Below are 17,213 nucleotides of genomic sequence, written 5' to 3' on the forward strand. Positions count from 1 at the left end.
CCCTTTCCCCCGGCGCTGAATTGCGGCAACAATCCCAGTCATGAATATTATGTCGCGTATGATCCTGCCGCTCATGCGGCGTCTGGAACCCGAGACCGCCCATCGTGTCGCCCTTGATGCCCTGCAGCTGGGGCTGGGCGGGGTGTCCTGCCCCGGGAAAGATGACCCGGCGCTGTCGGTGCGGGCCATGGGCCTGCGGTTTCCCAACCCCATCGGCATGGCGGCGGGGTTTGACAAGAACGCGCTGGTCGTGCGCCCGCTGGCACGCTCGGGCTTTGGTTTTGTCGAAGCCGGAACCGTGACCCCGCGCCCGCAGCCCGGCAACCCGCAGCCGCGCCTGTTCCGGCTGACGGAAGACCGCGCCATCATCAACCGCATGGGCTTCAACAATCAGGGCATCGATCGCTTTGCCGTACGCATGGCCCGCCTGCACCGCGTGTTATCCCCGCGCCGCACACCGGGTGCGCAGGTGCCGGTGGGGGCGAATCTTGGCATCAACAAGACCGGTGCAGACCCCGAACGCGATTATCCCATGCTGGTCGGGCGGGTTAAGCATTATGCCGATTACATCGTCATCAACCTGTCATCGCCCAATACGCCGGGCCTGCGCGACCTGCTGGAGGCCACGCGGCTGAAGGGTATCCTGGACGCGATCAATACGGCCCACCCCGAACGGCCGCCGCTGCTGGTCAAGATATCGCCCGACATCGCGCATGATGACGTGCCCGCGGTGGTCGAGGCCGCGATTGCCGGTGGCGTGCAGGGGCTGATTGTCTCCAACACCACCATTTCCCGCCCGGCGGGGCTGCGCAGCCCGTATGCCAGCGAAACCGGCGGCCTGTCCGGCCGGCCGCTGCGCGCGCTGGCGCAGGACATGCTGACCCGCGTGGCACAGGTGGCGAATGGCCGCGTGGCGCTGGTGGCCTGTGGCGGGATCGAAACCGGGGCCGATATCGTGGACCGGGTACGCGCGGGTGCCGACCTGGTGCAGATCTATACGTCCTATGTTTACGAAGGGCCGGGCATCATTGCGCGCCTGAAGGCCGAAACCCTGCGCGCGCTGCGTGCCGAAGGGTTCGAGACACTGGCCGATGCCAAGGGGACTGCCGGCAAATGAAATGGCATGACGGGCTGTCCACGCTGAACGGTGATTATGACGGCTACATCCTCGACCTGTGGGGGGTCGTGCATAATGGGGTTCAGCCCTATCCCGGGGTTCTGGAATGCCTGCAGCGCCTGCGTGAGGCGGGCCGTCGTGTCGTGCTGCTGTCCAACGCGCCACGCCGGACCGCAACGGTAGAGCCAAACCTGCGTCGTATGGGCGTCAGCGCCGACCTGTATGACGCCATCATGACCAGTGGCGAATGCACCCACCGTATGTTGTCCAGCCGCGATGACCCGTGGTTTGCCGCACTGGGACGGCGCATGATCCATCTTGGCCCGGAAAAGGACGTGGATGTCTTTACCGGGCTGGACCTTGATGTGGTCACCGACCCGGCCGATGCGGATTTCGTGCTTAATACCGGACCGGATGCCGAACTGGGGGAGGAAGACATCGCCCCCTACCTGCCGCTGCTGGACCGCTGTGCCGCGCAAAGCCTGCCCATGATCTGCGCCAATCCGGACCAGCAGGTCATCCGCGGTACGCAGCGCCTGATCTGCGCGGGGGCCATGGCAAGCTGGTATGCGGAACATGGCCGTGACGTGCGCTGGATCGGCAAGCCCTATCCTGAAGTGTACGGACTGGCGCTGTCATTGCTGGATGTACCGCGCGATCGCGTGCTGGCGCTGGGGGATGCGCTGGCGACCGACATGCGTGGGGCTGCCACTGTCGGGATTGATGGCTGCTGGGTGCTGGGAGGCATCCATCAGGAAATGCTGGGCGGTAGCTGGGCGCAGGGGCGCAACCCGGATTATGACCTTGCCGTGGAAGAAGCCACGGCTGCCGGGCTTGCGCCGGTCGCCTGCGTGCCGTCGCTGCGCTGGTAAGGGCTGCGTCTCCGGTCAGGCATGACCGGAGGAGGCGCTGTACCACGCAGGGTCAATGCGCACGCTGGCCAGCGCCTGCCGCCACTTTGCATTGTGATCGGCCCCGAATACGATGTTTTCGGTGGCCGGGGCCGCGATCCATGCGTCGTGGTGCAACATTTCTTCTTCCAGTTGCCCTGCTTCCCAACTGGCATGCCCCATGGCCAGCAGCGCATGGGCGGGACCATTGCCATCGGCAATGTCACGCAGCACGTCCAGGCTGGCGGTAAGCGTGGTGGTGCGGTCCACCGGCAGGCTACCGTCACCGCTCCAGTCCGATGTATGCAGCACGAAGCCCCGCCCGTTATCCATCGGGCCGCCCGCGCACAGGTTGATGCGGCGACGCGGGGGGACGGGGGCGATGCCAAGCTGTTCCAGCACATCATCCAGTACAGGCTGCGACAGGCGACGGTTGACGACAAGGCCCATGGCCCCATCCTCGGGCGAATGGGCGCACAGATAGATGACACTGCGCGCGAAAGCGGGATCAGTCAGGGCAGGGGTGGCCACAAGCAGGTGACCTGTCAGGCTGCAGCCTGGAGTTGTCGCAAAGGAAGCCATACACCACCATAGAACCGGAATTGCCCCCCTTTGCAACCATTTCAGGCATGATCTGTGGTGTGATTGTTCTCAATGACGGATGGCCTGCAATATGCAAGGCTTGCCGTTACATGCAGGAAGGAGACCGACCATGAAGCAGACCGCATTGGTAACCGGTGCCACAGCCGGATTCGGCAGGGCGATTGCCAACCGCCTTGTGCATGACGGATACCGTGTCATCGCAACCGGTCGCAGGCAGGAACGTCTGGATGCACTGGCGGCGGAACTGGGGCCGGACCTGCTGCCCTTCCGGCTGGACATGGATGATGCCGCCGCCATCGCGGCCCTGCTGGGCAGCCTGCCGGAGGGATGGCGCGATGTGGACGTGCTGGTCAACAATGCCGGACTGGCGCTGGGCATGGAAAAGGCACAGGACGCGGATATCGCCAACTGGCAGACCATGATTTCCACCAATGTGACCGGCATGGTCGAACTGACCCGTGTATTGCTGCCCGGCATGGTGGCGCGCGATCGCGGGCATGTCGTTACCCTGGGCAGCACGGCTGGCACATATCCCTATACCGGCGGCAATGTGTATGGCGCGACCAAGGCGTTTGTCAGGCAGTTCACGCGCAACCTGCGCTGTGACCTGCTGGGCCATAATGTGCGTGTGACGAACCTTGAGCCTGGCCTGTGCGGGGGGAGTGAGTTCAGTCAGGTGCGCCTGCGTGATGATGCGAAGGCGGCGGCGGTGTACGAAGGGACCAGGCCACTGCTGCCGACCGATATTGCTGAAGCGGTGGCCTGGGTCCTGTCCCTGCCGCGGCATGTCAACATCAATGAAATCGAGATGATGCCGGTCTGTCAGGCGGCGGGCGGGCTTGCAGTGGCGCGGGGGATGAAGGACTGATCATGGCGCGCAAGACAAAGGATATGAGTAACAGGCTGGCGCGTCAGTTCTGCGTGCGCAACGGGCATGATTTTTCCCTGGCGTCCTGTCCCACGCGGGCGGCGGAAGCGTGCGGACTGGATAAGAAAACCGGCAAGCAGTTGCTGAAGGAACGCATTGGCCGCCTGTCACAACTGCAATCCGTTCTGTACGCCAATGGCACATGGTCCGTGCTGGTCGTGCTGCAGGCGCTGGATGCGGGGGGTAAGGATGGCGTGATCAAGCATGTCATGTCCGGCATCAACCCGCAGGGTGTCAGCGTGACATCATTCAAGCAGCCCGGCCCGGTTGAACTGTCGCATGGTTACCTGTGGCGTGAACATCTGGCAGCGCCCGCGGCAGGTCGCATCGGCATTTTCAACCGCAGTCATTATGAGGAAGTACTGGTCACCCGCGTGCATCCCGAACTGCTGGATCATGAATGCCTGCCCGCTTCGCTGCGCAGAAAGTCGACATTCTGGCAGGACCGGTATCAGGATATCAGCCATTTCGAACAGTATATAGCGCGTCAGGGTACGATCGTGCTGAAATTCTTCCTGCATCTGTCAAAGGAAGAACAGCGCAAGCGCTTCCTGCGCCGGATCGAGCATCGCGCCAAGAACTGGAAATTCTCGCCAGCCGACATCCATGAACGGCAGTACTGGGATGATTACCAGAGCGCGTATGAGGAAGCGATCCGCCGCACCGCCCATCCCGATGCGCCGTGGTTTGTGGTGCCTGCCGACCAGAAATGGTTTGAGCGGCTGGTGGTGATCGAGGCCATAATCGACGCGCTGGAAAAGCTGCATCTGAAAATGCCGGCATCCGATCCCGCCATGGAGGCGGAAATGGAAAAGGCCCGTAAGCAGCTTGAGGCAGAAGCACCACAAAGTCCTCATCACGCCGTTCATTGACGTGCGTGCCCACACCCCGCAAAAGATTGTGATCTTGTGTGAATGGAGAACAGTCATGGCGGTAACGCGCTGGCATATACGTGGGGTGATGGGGCTGGCGGCGGTCCTGGCGGTGCAGGGCGCGCTTATGGCGCCAGCCGAGGCACGTCGCCACCATCACCACAGGCGGGAACAGGCCGGGGAAGAGTACCAGCAGTCCGGCAGTGAAAAGGACAATGCACAGACCCAGGCCATTGCCAGCCCCATGCCGGAATCCTGCGATGACCGTAAATTTCTTGCCGATGTCGAAGCGGCGGAAAGCAGGCAGGGCGACCAGCCTGATCGGGTCGAGCATGTCTGTGGCCGTGTGATCGCGGTGTCCGCGTCAAAACGGACCCGCAGTGGCCTGCATGGCTATTTCTATGTTGATGTCGGCAATGGCGTGTCCATCCGCATCGTGTCCGATCTGGACCGCATGTCCGCACCCGCATGGCCGTGGGTGGCCAAGGGCGATCAGGCGGATGTGCTGGGTCGGTATTACTATGACAACGCACGTAGCCAGGGCATTGACTGGACCCATCATGGCACCGGTCGCACCTGGCCTGTGGCGGGATATGTGACGGTCAACGGCACGCGTTACCAGTAAGGAACCGTTTTAGATCCCGGGGAAGTTTTTGGGTGCTGCCTTTATTTAAAAAAGGCGGCGTTCCTTAAGGCTTTTTGAAAAAAGCTTCACCAAAAACTTTTACTTCTGTCGGCGTATCATTCAGCCGCGCGGGGCCAGCAGGATAATGGCAGCCCCCACCAGGCAGATCGCAGCCCCCCCGATATCCCAGCGATCAGGCGGCAGCTTTTCCACCAGCCATGACCAGATCAGGCTGGCGGCAATATAGACACCCCCATAAATGGCATAGGCGCGACCCGCGTTATCGGCCGGGCTGAATGTCAGCAACCATGCAAACAGCACCAGCGACAGGCAGCCCGGTACCAGAACCAGTGCCGAACGTCCCATACGCATCCACGCCCAGAAACAGAAACATCCGCAGATTTCCGCAAATGCGGCGGGAACATAAATGGCAGCGGTCAGCATGGGATTCCTTTCGGGGACAAAAAGTACAAAAAAACAGGGACCATTTCTGGTCCCTGTCATTTTTCAGGCAATAGTCACAAGGGCTTTGTCAGTCGGCGGCTTCTTCTTCCCGCGTGCTGTCACCTTCATCCCCTTCGGTAGACGGGTTTTCCGCCTGCGAGATGTATTCAAAGTCCAGCTTGCCATCTTTGAGGGTGATCTTGGCAACACCCCCCTTGGTCAGCTTGCCGAACAGAAGTTCTTCCGCCAGCGGCTTCTTGATGTATTCCTGAATGACACGGCCAAGCGGGCGTGCGCCATACAGGCGGTCGTAACCACGTTCCGCCAGCCATTCGCGCGCGGCCGACGAGATTTCGATCATCACGTTACGGTCCGCCAGCTGGGCTTCAAGCTGGAAGATGAACTTCTCCACCACTCGGTCAACCACATGCGGCGACAGGTTGGCGAACGGGATGATCGCATCCAGCCGGTTGCGGAACTCCGGCGTGAACAGGCGCTTGATCGCATCCTCGTCCTCACCTTCGCGGGACGTGCGGCCAAAGCCGATCGCTTCCTTGCTCAGGTCCGCAGCGCCTGCGTTGGTGGTCATGATCAAAACCACGTTACGGAAATCGACCGTCTTGCCGTTATGGTCGGTCAGGCGTCCATGGTCCATCACCTGCAGCAGGACGTTATACAGGTCCTGATGTGCCTTCTCGATTTCATCCAGCAGCAGGACCGCATGCGGGTGCTGGTCAATGGCATCGGTCAGCAGGCCACCCTGGTCAAAACCGACATAGCCCGGCGGCGCACCGATCAGGCGCGAAATCGAATGCCGTTCCATGTATTCCGACATGTCGAAACGGATCAGTTCGATCCCCAGCGTGCTGGCAAGCTGCTTGGCCACTTCCGTCTTGCCGACACCCGTGGGGCCGGAGAACAGGTAGTTGCCAATCGGCTTTTCCGGGTCACGCAGCCCGGCGCGTGACAGCTTGATCGCGGCCGTCAGGGCCTCGATCGCCTTGTCCTGCCCATAGACCATGCCCTTCAGGTCACGCTCCAGCGAACGCAGCGTTTCCTTGTCGTCGGACGAGACACTCTTGGGCGGGATGCGCGCGATCTTGGCGACGATATCCTCGACATCCTTCAGCGTGACCGTCTTGCGGCGACGGTTTTCGGGCACCAGCATGCGCGATGCGCCAACTTCATCAATCACGTCGATGGCCTTGTCCGGCAGCTTGCGGTCGTGGATGTACTTGGCGGAAAGTTCCACCGCACCCTTGATCGCATCATCGGTGTAACGCACCTTATGGTGCTTTTCGTAATTGACCTTCAGGCCACGCAGGATCTTGACCGCATCATCGACCGAGGGTTCCGCCACGTCGATCTTCTGGAACCGGCGCACCAGTGCGCGGTCCTTTTCAAAATGCTGTCGGTATTCCTTGTACGTGGTTGACCCCATGCAGCGCAGCGTGCCGGCGGCCAGGGCTGGCTTGAGCAGGTTGGACGCGTCCATGGCCCCGCCCGAAGTCGCACCCGCACCGATGACGGTATGGATTTCGTCAATGAACAGGATGGAACCGGGATTGTTGTCCAGTTCGGTCACGACCGCCTTCAGCCGTTCCTCGAAATCACCACGATAGCGGGTGCCGGCCAGCAGCGCGCCCATGTCCAGTGAATAGATCGTGGAATTAAGCAGCACTTCAGGCACGTCGCCTTCGACAATGCGCTTGGCCAGCCCTTCGGCAATGGCGGTCTTGCCGACACCGGGGTCGCCTACATACAGCGGGTTGTTCTTGGTGCGGCGGCACAGGATCTGGATCGTGCGCTCGATTTCGGAGTCGCGGCCGATCAGCGGGTCAACCTTACCTTCCTGCGCCTTTTCATTGAGGTTGGTGCAGTAGGTGGACAGCGCATCCTGGCTTTTCTGCCCGGTCTTGCCGCGTTCCTCGCTTTCGCTGCCTTCGGGCGCGCTACCTGCGACAGGCCGGCGCGTGGAGCGGTCGGGCGCCTTGGCGATTCCGTGGGAAATGAAGTTGACCGCATCCAGACGCGTCATGTCCTGCAGTTGCAGGAAATAGACAGCGTGGCTTTCGCGTTCGGCAAACAGGGCGACCAGCACGTTCGCCCCCGTCACCTCGTCCCGGCCGGTGGACTGCACATGGATCGCGGCGCGCTGGATCACGCGCTGGAAGGCGGCAGTGGGCTTGGGATCGACGGTACGGTCGGCTGCAAGCCCTGCGAGATCCTTGTCAAGGAAGTCGGTCAGGTCAGTGCGCAGCTTGGTCAGGTCAACCCCGCAGGCGCGGAATACCGTCACGGCATCCGGATCATCGATCAGGGCGAGGAGGAGGTGTTCAAGCGTTGCGTATTCGTGCCGGCGATCGCCAGCCAGTGTCAGCGCACGGTGAAGCGTCTGTTCAAGATTACGTGACAACATGCCGAGACGCTCCTTTTCCAAGAGGGGCCACCCGGGCCCCGGAGATCATAACCGGTAAGTCAGGACAATCCTTGCCCCGTTGTAATGGAAATGCCAGCACAAAATGCCATGGAACGCGATCGGATCGCGACGGGGGCGGAAAGATGCGCTTGTCCGTGGGGTCAGTCCTTCTCGATGGTGCATTGCAGCGGGTGCTGGTTCTGGCGTGCCAGGTCCATCACCTGTGTTACTTTGGTTTCCGCAACCTCATACGTAAAGACCCCGCACACGCCGACGCCACGTTTGTGAACGTGCAGCATGATGTCCGTCGCCTCCTCGCGGTTTTTCTGGAAAAAGCGTTCCAGCACATGCACCACGAATTCCATCGGGGTGTAATCATCGTTCAGCATCAGCACTTTGTACATCGCCGGCTTGCGGGTCTGCGGGCGGGTGCGGATGACAACGTCGATCATGCCGTCATCATTGCCGGGAGGGGAATCCTGCCCACCGTTGCGGCGTGGTGGCGTGTTGCCACCATGTCCGTGCGGATACGTGCCGCCCATTTCGGGCGACGACACGGGGCGGGGCAGGGAAGGGCGAGCAATAGCAGACATGACAGGTACCATATTGGAACTTTGCCGTCAGTTGGAAGGGGTGGCGCGACATGGATGCAAGGATTTTTTTGCGATCCCGGCAAGCAGGCCTTCTGTCCGCCATAATCGGCGGGCATGGAAATACGCTCTGGACGAATAGAAAACCTTTCTTTTAGAATGGTTGCAATCAAGCAACCCATGAATGGATGGAGGGGCGTCGGGTAATGCCCGTGTGCTCGGAAGCCGTATGATTGTCATCGCACGCGCAGGTTTCACCATTCCATGAGCCGCCGTATTCCCATGTCCCGTCTTTCCCGACTGAAGGTTACCGCAACCGTCGGGCTGTGTGTCGGCCTTGGTGGCATGCATACCGCCCGTGCCCAGTATGTGGGGCAGGTCAGCGCGATCGTACTGGATGCCCGCACGGGCGCCGTCCTGTCAGAACAGGATCCCGACCTGCGGCGTTATCCCGCCAGCCTGACAAAACTTATGACGCTGTACCTTGCTTTCAAGGCCGTGCGTACGGGTCAGGTCACGCTGGACCAGCCCATGCCGGTGTCGGTCCATGCCGCCTCCATGGAACCGTCCAAGCTGGGGCTGCGGCCGGGCAGTACCCTGACGGTAGAACAGGCGGTGCTGGCGCTGGTCACCAAATCCGCCAACGACGCTGCCTGTGCGCTGGGTGAATTCCTGGGCGGTGGGGATGAAACCCGCTTTGCCGCGATGATGACGCGCGAGGCCGGGCGTCTTGGCATGTATGACACCGTGTTCCGCAATGCCTCCGGCCTGCCGAATCCGGAACAGATGACATCGGCGCGCGACCTTGCGGTGCTGGCACGTCACCTGATCATGGATTATGGCGAGTACTACCATTATTTCGCGGTGCCCGGATTCTATTTCCATGGGCATGAAGTGCCCAACCATGACCCGATGCTGGGTGCCTATCCCGGCGCGGATGGGTTGAAGACCGGTTATACCGCCGTCGCGGGGCATAACCTTGTTACCTCCGCCATGCGTGATAACGTGCGCCTGATCGGTGTGGTGATGGGGGCGAAATCCAATAACCGCCGCAACGCCACCATGACGGCCCTGCTGGATAACGGTTTCGAGGCAAAGGGCATTGCCCCGGTCGCCCCCACCCCTGCGGCGCGTCCCGCCATGCGTCCGCTGCTGCTGGCGCGCGCCGGTGGCGGTGCCGTGGCGGGTCGGCATGGCGCGCATGGCGTAAGCCTTGCCTCCATGCGGCTGAACGCCGTGCAGCCTGACGAAGTGGCCGAAGCGCCCTCGATTCCCGCCTCCTATACCCGCATCCGCCGGGGACATGGCACGGTCGTGCATGTCCATCCCACGGTTGTGCATGCCCGCGTGCATCTGGTTGGCATGGGTCATGTCGCCCATGCCACGCACACCCATGCGAAGGCGCGAAGCTGACAGCGCGTTCCGGGCGCTGTATAGAAGGCATCACATTATCCATCCGGCGCTGCTGGCATGCGGGTCAGGCGTGTTCCTGTTGTCCCTTTCATGACTGCGGGCGGGTGGTCATGTGACGAACACAGGAAAGGATAACGCCATGGAAGGCGATATGCGCGGCGGCGGGGTGCAGATCCACTCCCCCGAGGATTTTGCCGGAATGCGTGCCGCAGGCCAGCTTGCCGCACGGACGCTGGACATGATCACGCCGCATGTGCGCGCCGGGGTCACCACGGGTGCGCTGGACAAGCTGATCCACGATTTCATGATCGCCAATGGTTCGGTGCCGGCAACGCTGGGTTACCGTGGGTATCCGGCCTCCAGTTGCATTTCGATCAACCATGTCGTCTGCCATGGTATTCCCGGTGATCGGGAACTGAAGGATGGTGACATCCTGAATATCGATGTGACCGTTATCCTTGATGGCTGGTTTGGCGATACCAGCCGCATGTACACGGTCGGCAAGGTACCCATCAAGGCACAGAAGCTGATCGAGGCGACGTACGAATCCCTCATGCTGTCCATCGACGCGGTGCGTCCGGGTGCGACGCTGGGTGATATCGGGCATGTCATCCAGACCTATGCCGAAGCGCGCCGTTTTTCGGTGGTGCAGGATTTCTGTGGCCATGGAATCGGGCGCACCTTCCATGCCCCGCCAAACGTGCTGCATTACGGTCGTCCCGGTGAGGGACTGGTCCTGCGTCCGGGTATGTTCTTTACCATCGAACCGATGCTGAACACCGGGCGTCCGGATGTGAAGATATTGGAAGACGGGTGGACCGCCGTCACGCGCGACCGTTCCCTGTCAGCCCAGTTCGAGCATATGCTGGGCGTGACCGAGGACGGGTGCGAGGTCTTCACCCTGTCACCCGCAGGCTATACCTGTCCGCCTTATCCGGTTGATGAAACATAAAAGTTTTTGGATGCCGCCTTTTTTCTAAAGGCGGCATTCTTTGACGTTTGCTGCAGAAAACGTCACCCAAAAGTCCTTATGACTGAAGGCTGTCCCCCGGGACGGACTGTTCAGGCAACCTTCAGGGACAGCCCCGCTGCCTGACATGCAGGGGAACAGAAACCAGCAACGGAGCCAATATGCCTTTTTCCCGTAACCTGCGGTACGGCGCGGTCTTTCTGGCCTGCCTTGTCACCGGCATGCCGGATGCCGGGCAGGCTGCCGTTGCCGACCCGCTGGCCTTTGAAACCACCCGGACGGGACAGGCCGTGGGCCTTGCCCCCATGCCGGGACGGCACGCGATGGTGGTCAGCGCGCAGGACCTGGCATCCCATGTGGGGGCGGACATCCTGGCACATGGCGGCAATGCGGTGGATGCGGCCGTTGCCGTGGGGTACGCCATGGCCGTGGTCTATCCGGCGGCGGGAAATATCGGCGGCGGCGGGTTCATGACCCTGCGCACGCCGGACGGGCATGTCACCTTTGTTGATTTCCGTGAACACGCGCCGGGTGCGGCGACCCCCACCATGTATCAGGATGCGTCGGGTCACGTTATCGCCGGGGCGTCCACTGCTGGTTGGCGGGCCGTGGCGGTGCCGGGCACCGTTGCGGGGATGGAGGACGTGCATGAGCACTGGGGCAGGCTGTCGCGCGCCGATGTCATGGCGCCTGCCATCGCTCTTGCGCGTGACGGGTTCATTCTGAAACAGAGTGACGTTGACCTGTTGCATACCATGACCGCGGCCTTTGCGAAGGATCCGTATGCGCGTGCGATCTTCCTGCACCCTGATGGCACGCCGCTGGTTGCAGGTGAACGGCTGGTGCAGGCGGATCTGGCCCGGACACTGGAACGGATCGCGCGTGATGGTACGCGGGCATTCTATGATGGCCCGATCGCGAAGGAAATCGTCAGAAGCAGCCAGAAAGGCGGTGGTATCCTGTCGCGCAAGGATTTCACCAGTTACCACACGCGCATGATGGCCCCATTGTCATGTGACTATCGCGGCTATCATATCGACACGGCCCCGCCACCCAGCGGGGGTGGTGTCGCGCTGTGCGAAATGCTCAATATTCTTTCGGGTTACGACATGCATGCCCTGGGCCTGCATACGGCCGCCAGCGTGCAGCGTGAGGTCGAGGCCATGCGCCACGCCTATGCCGACCGGCAGAACCTTGGCGACCCGGCTTTCGTGACCAATCCGGTGGCGCACCTGACCGACCCGGCCTATGCACGACAGGTCCGTCAATACCTGCCGCTCAACCATGCCGTGTCCTCCGCCAGCCTGCATCCGGGTGAAGCGGAAGGCGAAAAGGAAGAGACCACCCATTATTCCATCGCGGATCAGGACGGGACCGCCGTTGCCGTGACCTACACCCTGAACGGCTGGTTCGGGGCCGGGGTCGTGGCAGGCAGGACCGGCATCGTGATGAATGACGAGATGGATGATTTTTCCAGCCGTCCGGGTGAACCCAACATGTTCGGCATCGTCGGCAGTGCCGCCAATGCCATCGCACCGGGCAAGACGCCGCTGTCATCCATGGCGCCCACCATCGTTTCACGCGACGGGCAACCGGTCATGGTGCTGGGCAGCCCCGGTGGGTCGCGCATTCCCACCATCATCCTGTCGGTCCTGACTGGCATGGTGGATTACGGGCTGGATGTGCAGCAGGCGGTTGACCTGCCGCGTATCCATGAACAGTGGCAGCCCGATGTGGTGCAGGTGGAACACGGCGCGCTGTCCCCCGCCGTGATGCACACCCTGATACGTGAGGGGTACCATATTGAAGAACACGCCCCATGGGGACTGGCCGAAAGCATCCTGTCCGGTGGCCCGCGCATAGGGCGGGTTGGGCAGGCCCGTTATTACGGCGGGGCGGACATGCGCCACCAGTCCGGCGCCGCCGTCGGGGAATAAGTGGGTGGGGGTGCGATTTTTTCCAACGCCCCCTTGTGCATGGGGCGGGTGTATGTGTTAGAACCCGCTCGGGAGATCGGTTGTAGACGGATACCTTGCTAACCTGGTCAGGTCCGGAAGGAAGCAGCCGTAGTGAGTTTCGTCCGGGTTATGGCCGGTCTTCCACCCGAAAGTTTCCGTGTCGCGATGGCGCTCTGGGCGCGGTCGCCACTTCTCCAGCCCGGATGCATCAATGACCGTCCCGTCGGATCAGGATCGTTCCGAGGAGGCCGGGCTGCCTGCACCGCCCGCAGACGGTCCCGGACTTTTTGGTGACGCAGGGCAGCCGCCCGCACCCGCCACACCGGATGCAGCGTCCGCAGCACCCTACCGGGTACTGGCCCGGAAATACCGCCCCACAACCTTTGACGACCTGATCGGACAGGAAACAACCGTCCGTATCCTGCGCAATGCCTTTGCGCTGGGACGGGTCGCGCATGCGTTCATGCTGACCGGCGTGCGGGGCGTGGGCAAGACCACCACGGCCCGCATCATCGCGCGCGCCCTGAACTGCACCGGGCCGGATGGCAAGGGTGGTCCCACGGCTGACCCGTGTGGCGTGTGCCCCAACTGTGTCGCCATTCTGGCGGACCGGCACCCCGACGTGCTGGAAATGGATGCCGCATCGCGCACCGGCGTCGATGATGTACGCGAAATCATCGAGGCGACCCGATTCCGTCCCATGCAGGGGCGGATGAAGGTCTTCATCATCGATGAGGTGCACATGCTTTCGCGCAACGCGTTCAATGCGTTGCTCAAGACGCTGGAGGAACCGCCCGCGCAGGTCACCTTCATTTTTGCGACCACCGAACTGCGCAAGGTGCCGGTCACCGTCCTCTCGCGTTGCCAGACCTTTGCCCTGCGCCGCGTGCCGCAGGTGGAATTGGCCGCGCATTTCGACCGGGTGGCACAGGCCGAACATGTCCGCTTTTCCCCCGATGCCTTGTCGCTGATCGCACGCGCGGCCGACGGGTCGGTGCGTGACGGGCTGTCACTGCTGGATCAGGCCATTGCCCAGGGCACGCTGGATGGGGAAGGCGGTACGGATGCGGCCCCCATTGGCATGGACCTTGTGGCGGGCATGCTGGGGCTGGCGGATCGTGGGCTGGTATTCGACCTTCTGAATGCGGTGCTGGAGGGCAAACCCGACCGGGCCCTGGCCATCACGGCGGATGTCTATGTGCGCGGCGGTGATCTGGGCGTGATGCTTAGTGATGTGCTGGAACTGGTGCATACCGTGTCGCGTATCAAGGCGATTCCGGCGCTGCGCGACAATCCCGAACTGCCCGAAGCCGAGCGCGAGCGGGGCGCGGCCCTGGCCGAACGTGTGCCGGTGCCGGTGCTGGGGCGGACATGGCAGATGCTGCTCAAGGGACTCTCGGAAGTGGAACAGGCCCCCGACCGCAGGCAGGCAGCCGAAATGGTGCTGATCCGCCTGTGTTACGTGGCCGACCTGCCGCCACCGGGCGATCTTGTGCGCAAGATGCTGGGGCAGGATGCGGCAGCCGCCCCCCTGCGCGTGTCGGAACCGGCGGGGAATGGTAATGGTGCGGCCACGTCAGCCGTCTCCGCACCGTCCGCCACCAGCGCGAACCCGAATGCTGGCAGCGGGATCCGCATGGTGGCCAATGGCGGCACGCGGGTTGAAACCCCACAGCAACCCGCGCCCCGGACCGGAAAGGTGGCGGAAACCGCCCCCGCCCCGGAACCCGTCGCCCCGCCGCGCACATGGCGCGAGGCGGTGGCGTTTGTATCAGGTCGTGACGCCATGCTGCATGGCCATCTGCGGCATGCGACGCATCTGGTGTCCTTCGCCCCGCCGCTGATCGAGATACGGATCGAGCGCAACAGCCTGCCCGGTCTTGCCCGCCGTCTGGAAACCGTGCTGCGTGAGGGCACTGGCGATTCCGCATGGCAGGTGCGCCTGTCGGAAGATCAGGGGGAAGCGACCCTGGCCGAACAGGGGGCGGAGATCATCCAGTTGCACCGTGCCGCGGCGCAGGCGCATCCGCTGGTGCAGGCCGTGATGCAGGTTTTCCCGACGGCACGCCTGGGTGAGGTCACGGACCATGCGCTGGATGACTATGGCCTGCCACCGGAAGAAATGGCGGCCGGGAATTTGGCCCCGGATCTCGAATTCGCGCCTCTTGATGCCGATCTGGTAGAAGAGGACGATCTGGATTCAGATGATTTTGCCTGAGGAGAGCAACTGAACATGAAAAATCTTGCCGGCCTGATGAAGCAGGCCACACAGATGCAGGCCCGCATGGAAGAAATGCAGGCCAAGCTGGAAGACATGACGATCGAAGGCAGCGCGGGCGCTGGCATGGTGACCATCACCATGAACGGCAAGGGCGACATGAAGGCGATCCGCATCGATCCCAAGCTGGCTGATCCGGCCGAGATGGAAATGCTGCAGGACCTGATCCTTGCGGCCAGTGCGGATGCGCGCAAGAAGCTCGACGCCACCGCCAGCGAGGAAATGAAGAAGGTCACCGGTGGCCTGAGCCTGCCGGGCGGGATGAAATTCCCGTTCTGATCCGCAACACCGGGGGACATGCATGAGCGGCAGGGGCGAAATTGACCGGCTGGTGACCCTGTTGGGCCGCCTGCCGGGACTGGGGCCACGTTCGGCCCGCCGTGCGGCGCTTGCCCTGCTGCGCCAGCCCCATGCGCGGATGCTGCCCCTGGCCGAAGCAATGGAACAGGCTGCGCGCGCGGTGCGCACCTGTTCAACCTGCGGTAACCTCGACACGACCGACGCGTGCGGTATCTGCGCCGATCCCACGCGTGATGACGGGCTGGTCTGCGTGGTGGAAAACGTGGGCGACCTGTGGGCGCTGGAACGCGCGGGCGTGCATCGCGGCGTGTACCAGGTGCTGGGTGGTACGCTGTCCGCCCTGTCGGGCATGGGGCCGGATGACCTGAACGTGCAGCCCCTGTTCGACCGTATCGCCGCAGGTGGCGTGCGTGAGGTCATCCTTGCGCTGGGCACGACGGTGGAAGGGGCGACCACCATGCACTGGCTGCATGAACGCCTTTCCCGCTTTGATGTGCAGGTCAGCCGCGTGGGGCAGGGCGTGCCGGTGGGTGGTGCGCTGGACGTGCTGGATGACGGGACGCTGGCCGCCGCCATCATGGCGCGCAGGCCTGCGTGAGCGATATACTTTCATGGCCCGTGCCCGCTGTCATTCCACGCGTGGCGCTGGTGACGGGGGGCGCTGCCCGGCTGGGCCGCGCCATTGCGCTGGAACTGGCGCGCGCGGGTTTCGATATCGCCATCCATTACAATGATTCCGCCCATGCAGCCGGACAGACGGCGGCGGACATCCGTGCCCTTGGCCGCAGGGCAGGGATCTTTCAGGCCAACCTGTCACATGAAGCATCGGTCCGTCCCCTGCTGCCCGCCGTTACGGACGCGCTGGGGCCGGTGGGCGTGCTGGTCAACAATGCCAGCACCTTTCGCCGTGATGAATGGGATGACGCCACACGGGCGGGATGGGACGGGCATATGGAACCAAATACGCGCGCGCCCTTCGTGCTGATGCAGGAATTTGCACGCCTGCTCTCCCCCGGGGCCGAAGGCATGGTGCTGAACATGCTGGATGAGCGCGTGTGGTCCTTGACCCCGCATTTTGTCAGTTACACCGTATCCAAGGCCGCGCTGTGGACCCTGACGCAGACCATGGCGCTGGCGCTGGCGCCGCATCGTATCCGGGTCAACGCCATCGGTCCCGGCCCGGTGCTGCCCACGCCACGGCAGACGGCGGACCATTTTGCCCGGCAGTGCGCCTCCGTCCCGCTGGGGCATGGGGCGACGCCGGATGAAATCGCGCGCGCGGCACTGTCATTGCTCTGCCTGCCGTCCGTAACCGGGCAGATGCTTGCCCTTGACGGGGGGCAGCACATGCAGTGGTCGCCCGCTCCCCCCCGGCCTGAACCTTTCAACTGACTGGATCCGCCATGTCCCTGCTGCCGCCATGGAATGAACCGCAGCCACTGCGCTGCCTGTTTGTGCGCAATATGGTGCTGGATGCCCATATTGGCGTATTTGAACATGAACAGGGCGTGACCCAGCGCATCCGCGTCAATGTGGTCTTTGGCGTGCCGGACAGTGCGACGCTGGATGTGGGACCGGACGATCTGGGGCGCACGGTATCATATGAACGTGTGGTGCTGCTGGTGCGCGAAATCGTGGCCCGTGGCCATGTCGCGCTGGTGGAAACGCTGGCCGAACGAATCGCGGCTGGCGTGCTGGAGGACAGGCGCATCCACATCACGCGCGTGTGCGTGGAAAAGCTGGATATTTTTGACGACGCCGAATCGGTCGGGGTCGAGATCGAACGCCGCAACCCGCGCGCCTGAT

At 62.7% G+C, this 17,213-nt stretch carries 17 protein-coding genes and 1 other RNA gene; 14 read left to right on the forward strand and 4 right to left on the reverse strand.

Going from position 1 to position 17,213, the window contains the following annotated elements:
- Positions 1 to 40 precede the first annotated feature (40 nt).
- The gene (locus tag AC1RQ9_RS02365) at positions 41 to 1,117 is read left to right on the forward strand and encodes a quinone-dependent dihydroorotate dehydrogenase (RefSeq protein ID WP_193732556.1); all 1,077 of its coding nucleotides are present in this window, start codon (positions 41 to 43) and stop codon (positions 1,115 to 1,117) included.
- Complete coding sequence (locus tag AC1RQ9_RS02370; protein ID WP_485985432.1) at positions 1,114 to 1,989, forward strand: TIGR01459 family HAD-type hydrolase; 876 nt, start codon at positions 1,114 to 1,116, stop codon at positions 1,987 to 1,989. The genes AC1RQ9_RS02365 and AC1RQ9_RS02370 overlap by 4 nt, the downstream gene beginning before the upstream one ends.
- A gap of 15 nt (positions 1,990 to 2,004) precedes the next feature.
- Here the strand turns inward: AC1RQ9_RS02370 and AC1RQ9_RS02375 are convergent, their stop codons facing one another.
- Entirely contained in the window at positions 2,005 to 2,589 is a 585-nt protein-coding gene (locus AC1RQ9_RS02375; RefSeq protein ID WP_193732554.1) for a YqgE/AlgH family protein, read from the reverse strand.
- A gap of 130 nt (positions 2,590 to 2,719) precedes the next feature.
- Between AC1RQ9_RS02375 and AC1RQ9_RS02380 the strand changes: the two genes are divergently transcribed.
- From AC1RQ9_RS02380 to AC1RQ9_RS02390, 3 genes are read left to right on the forward strand one after another with little or no spacing between them, the layout of a single operon-like run.
- Positions 2,720 to 3,478, forward strand: coding sequence for an SDR family NAD(P)-dependent oxidoreductase (locus tag AC1RQ9_RS02380; RefSeq protein ID WP_485985433.1), 759 nt, complete (start codon positions 2,720 to 2,722; stop codon positions 3,476 to 3,478).
- Between the two features lie 2 nt (positions 3,479 to 3,480).
- Positions 3,481 to 4,410 carry a polyphosphate kinase 2 family protein gene (locus AC1RQ9_RS02385; RefSeq protein ID WP_485985434.1) on the forward strand — a complete coding sequence of 310 codons (930 nt, stop codon included), beginning with the start codon at positions 3,481 to 3,483 and terminating at the stop codon, positions 4,408 to 4,410.
- 55 nt (positions 4,411 to 4,465) lie between these two features.
- Positions 4,466 to 5,035, forward strand: coding sequence for a hypothetical protein (locus AC1RQ9_RS02390; protein ID WP_485985435.1), 570 nt, complete (start codon positions 4,466 to 4,468; stop codon positions 5,033 to 5,035).
- A gap of 120 nt (positions 5,036 to 5,155) precedes the next feature.
- Here the strand turns inward: AC1RQ9_RS02390 and AC1RQ9_RS02395 are convergent, their stop codons facing one another.
- The 3 genes from AC1RQ9_RS02395 to clpS form a co-directional block, all read right to left on the reverse strand.
- On the reverse strand, positions 5,156 to 5,479 hold the full coding sequence (locus AC1RQ9_RS02395) for a YnfA family protein (protein WP_485985436.1): 324 nt from the start codon (positions 5,477 to 5,479) through the stop codon (positions 5,156 to 5,158).
- 88 nt (positions 5,480 to 5,567) lie between these two features.
- Positions 5,568 to 7,898: an ATP-dependent Clp protease ATP-binding subunit ClpA gene (clpA, locus tag AC1RQ9_RS02400; RefSeq protein ID WP_485985437.1), complete on the reverse strand. Its 2,331-nt coding sequence runs from the start codon at positions 7,896 to 7,898 to the stop codon at positions 5,568 to 5,570.
- A 161-nt stretch (positions 7,899 to 8,059) separates the two neighbouring features.
- The gene (gene clpS / locus AC1RQ9_RS02405; RefSeq protein WP_026019524.1) at positions 8,060 to 8,440 is read right to left on the reverse strand and encodes an ATP-dependent Clp protease adapter ClpS; all 381 of its coding nucleotides are present in this window, start codon (positions 8,438 to 8,440) and stop codon (positions 8,060 to 8,062) included.
- A gap of 312 nt (positions 8,441 to 8,752) precedes the next feature.
- Here clpS and AC1RQ9_RS02410 point away from each other — a divergent pair, with 312 nt between their 5' ends.
- From AC1RQ9_RS02410 to folB, 9 genes are all read left to right on the forward strand, one after another.
- Entirely contained in the window at positions 8,753 to 9,901 is a 1,149-nt protein-coding gene (locus tag AC1RQ9_RS02410; protein WP_227672569.1) for a D-alanyl-D-alanine carboxypeptidase family protein, read from the forward strand.
- Positions 9,902 to 10,040: 139 nt separating this feature from the next.
- A complete protein-coding gene (gene map / locus AC1RQ9_RS02415) occupies positions 10,041 to 10,853 on the forward strand; it encodes a type I methionyl aminopeptidase (RefSeq protein WP_485985607.1) in 813 nt (270 codons plus the stop codon).
- A gap of 179 nt (positions 10,854 to 11,032) precedes the next feature.
- Positions 11,033 to 12,808 carry a gamma-glutamyltransferase gene (gene ggt / locus AC1RQ9_RS02420; protein WP_485985438.1) on the forward strand — a complete coding sequence of 592 codons (1,776 nt, stop codon included), beginning with the start codon at positions 11,033 to 11,035 and terminating at the stop codon, positions 12,806 to 12,808.
- A gap of 71 nt (positions 12,809 to 12,879) precedes the next feature.
- Positions 12,880 to 12,974: signal recognition particle sRNA small type (gene ffs / locus AC1RQ9_RS02425), an RNA gene on the forward strand.
- A gap of 66 nt (positions 12,975 to 13,040) precedes the next feature.
- Positions 13,041 to 15,047, forward strand: a complete 2,007-nt coding sequence (locus AC1RQ9_RS02430; RefSeq protein ID WP_485985439.1) for a DNA polymerase III subunit gamma/tau — start codon at positions 13,041 to 13,043, stop codon at positions 15,045 to 15,047.
- 15 nt (positions 15,048 to 15,062) lie between these two features.
- Positions 15,063 to 15,386: a YbaB/EbfC family nucleoid-associated protein gene (locus AC1RQ9_RS02435; RefSeq protein WP_010506817.1), complete on the forward strand. Its 324-nt coding sequence runs from the start codon at positions 15,063 to 15,065 to the stop codon at positions 15,384 to 15,386.
- A gap of 22 nt (positions 15,387 to 15,408) precedes the next feature.
- Positions 15,409 to 16,005, forward strand: coding sequence for a recombination mediator RecR (gene recR / locus AC1RQ9_RS02440; protein WP_485985440.1), 597 nt, complete (start codon positions 15,409 to 15,411; stop codon positions 16,003 to 16,005).
- Positions 16,002 to 16,799 (forward strand): SDR family oxidoreductase, encoded by a 798-nt coding sequence (locus tag AC1RQ9_RS02445; protein ID WP_485985441.1) that lies wholly within the window; start codon positions 16,002 to 16,004, stop codon positions 16,797 to 16,799. Before recR ends, AC1RQ9_RS02445 begins: the two co-directional genes overlap by 4 nt.
- 11 nt (positions 16,800 to 16,810) lie before the next feature.
- Positions 16,811 to 17,212 (forward strand): dihydroneopterin aldolase, encoded by a 402-nt coding sequence (folB, locus tag AC1RQ9_RS02450; protein WP_485985442.1) that lies wholly within the window; start codon positions 16,811 to 16,813, stop codon positions 17,210 to 17,212.
- The last annotated feature ends 1 nt before the right edge of the window (position 17,213 follow it).

The sequence above is a fragment of the Komagataeibacter ossonobensis genome (assembly GCF_057359305.1).

Excerpts from the sequence above, each read along its gene's own strand:
- AC1RQ9_RS02375 (WP_193732554.1), bottom strand. The coding sequence starts at position 2,589 with ATGGCTTCCTTTGCGACAACTCCAGGCTGCAGCCTGACAGGTCACCTG.
- map (WP_485985607.1), top strand. The coding sequence starts at position 10,041 with ATGGAAGGCGATATGCGCGGCGGCGGGGTGCAGATCCACTCCCCCGAG.
- AC1RQ9_RS02380 (WP_485985433.1), top strand. The coding sequence starts at position 2,720 with ATGAAGCAGACCGCATTGGTAACCGGTGCCACAGCCGGATTCGGCAGG.
- AC1RQ9_RS02385 (WP_485985434.1), top strand. The coding sequence starts at position 3,481 with ATGGCGCGCAAGACAAAGGATATGAGTAACAGGCTGGCGCGTCAGTTC.
- recR (WP_485985440.1), top strand. The coding sequence starts at position 15,409 with ATGAGCGGCAGGGGCGAAATTGACCGGCTGGTGACCCTGTTGGGCCGC.
- AC1RQ9_RS02365 (WP_193732556.1), top strand. The coding sequence starts at position 41 with ATGAATATTATGTCGCGTATGATCCTGCCGCTCATGCGGCGTCTGGAA.
- AC1RQ9_RS02410 (WP_227672569.1), top strand. The coding sequence starts at position 8,753 with ATGAGCCGCCGTATTCCCATGTCCCGTCTTTCCCGACTGAAGGTTACC.
- AC1RQ9_RS02370 (WP_485985432.1), top strand. The coding sequence starts at position 1,114 with ATGAAATGGCATGACGGGCTGTCCACGCTGAACGGTGATTATGACGGC.
- AC1RQ9_RS02390 (WP_485985435.1), top strand. The coding sequence starts at position 4,466 with ATGGCGGTAACGCGCTGGCATATACGTGGGGTGATGGGGCTGGCGGCG.
- ggt (WP_485985438.1), top strand. The coding sequence starts at position 11,033 with ATGCCTTTTTCCCGTAACCTGCGGTACGGCGCGGTCTTTCTGGCCTGC.
- AC1RQ9_RS02395 (WP_485985436.1), bottom strand. The coding sequence starts at position 5,479 with ATGCTGACCGCTGCCATTTATGTTCCCGCCGCATTTGCGGAAATCTGC.
- folB (WP_485985442.1), top strand. The coding sequence starts at position 16,811 with ATGTCCCTGCTGCCGCCATGGAATGAACCGCAGCCACTGCGCTGCCTG.
- AC1RQ9_RS02430 (WP_485985439.1), top strand. The coding sequence starts at position 13,041 with ATGACCGTCCCGTCGGATCAGGATCGTTCCGAGGAGGCCGGGCTGCCT.
- clpA (WP_485985437.1), bottom strand. The coding sequence starts at position 7,898 with ATGTTGTCACGTAATCTTGAACAGACGCTTCACCGTGCGCTGACACTG.
- clpS (WP_026019524.1), bottom strand. The coding sequence starts at position 8,440 with ATGGGCGGCACGTATCCGCACGGACATGGTGGCAACACGCCACCACGC.
- AC1RQ9_RS02435 (WP_010506817.1), top strand. The coding sequence starts at position 15,063 with ATGAAAAATCTTGCCGGCCTGATGAAGCAGGCCACACAGATGCAGGCC.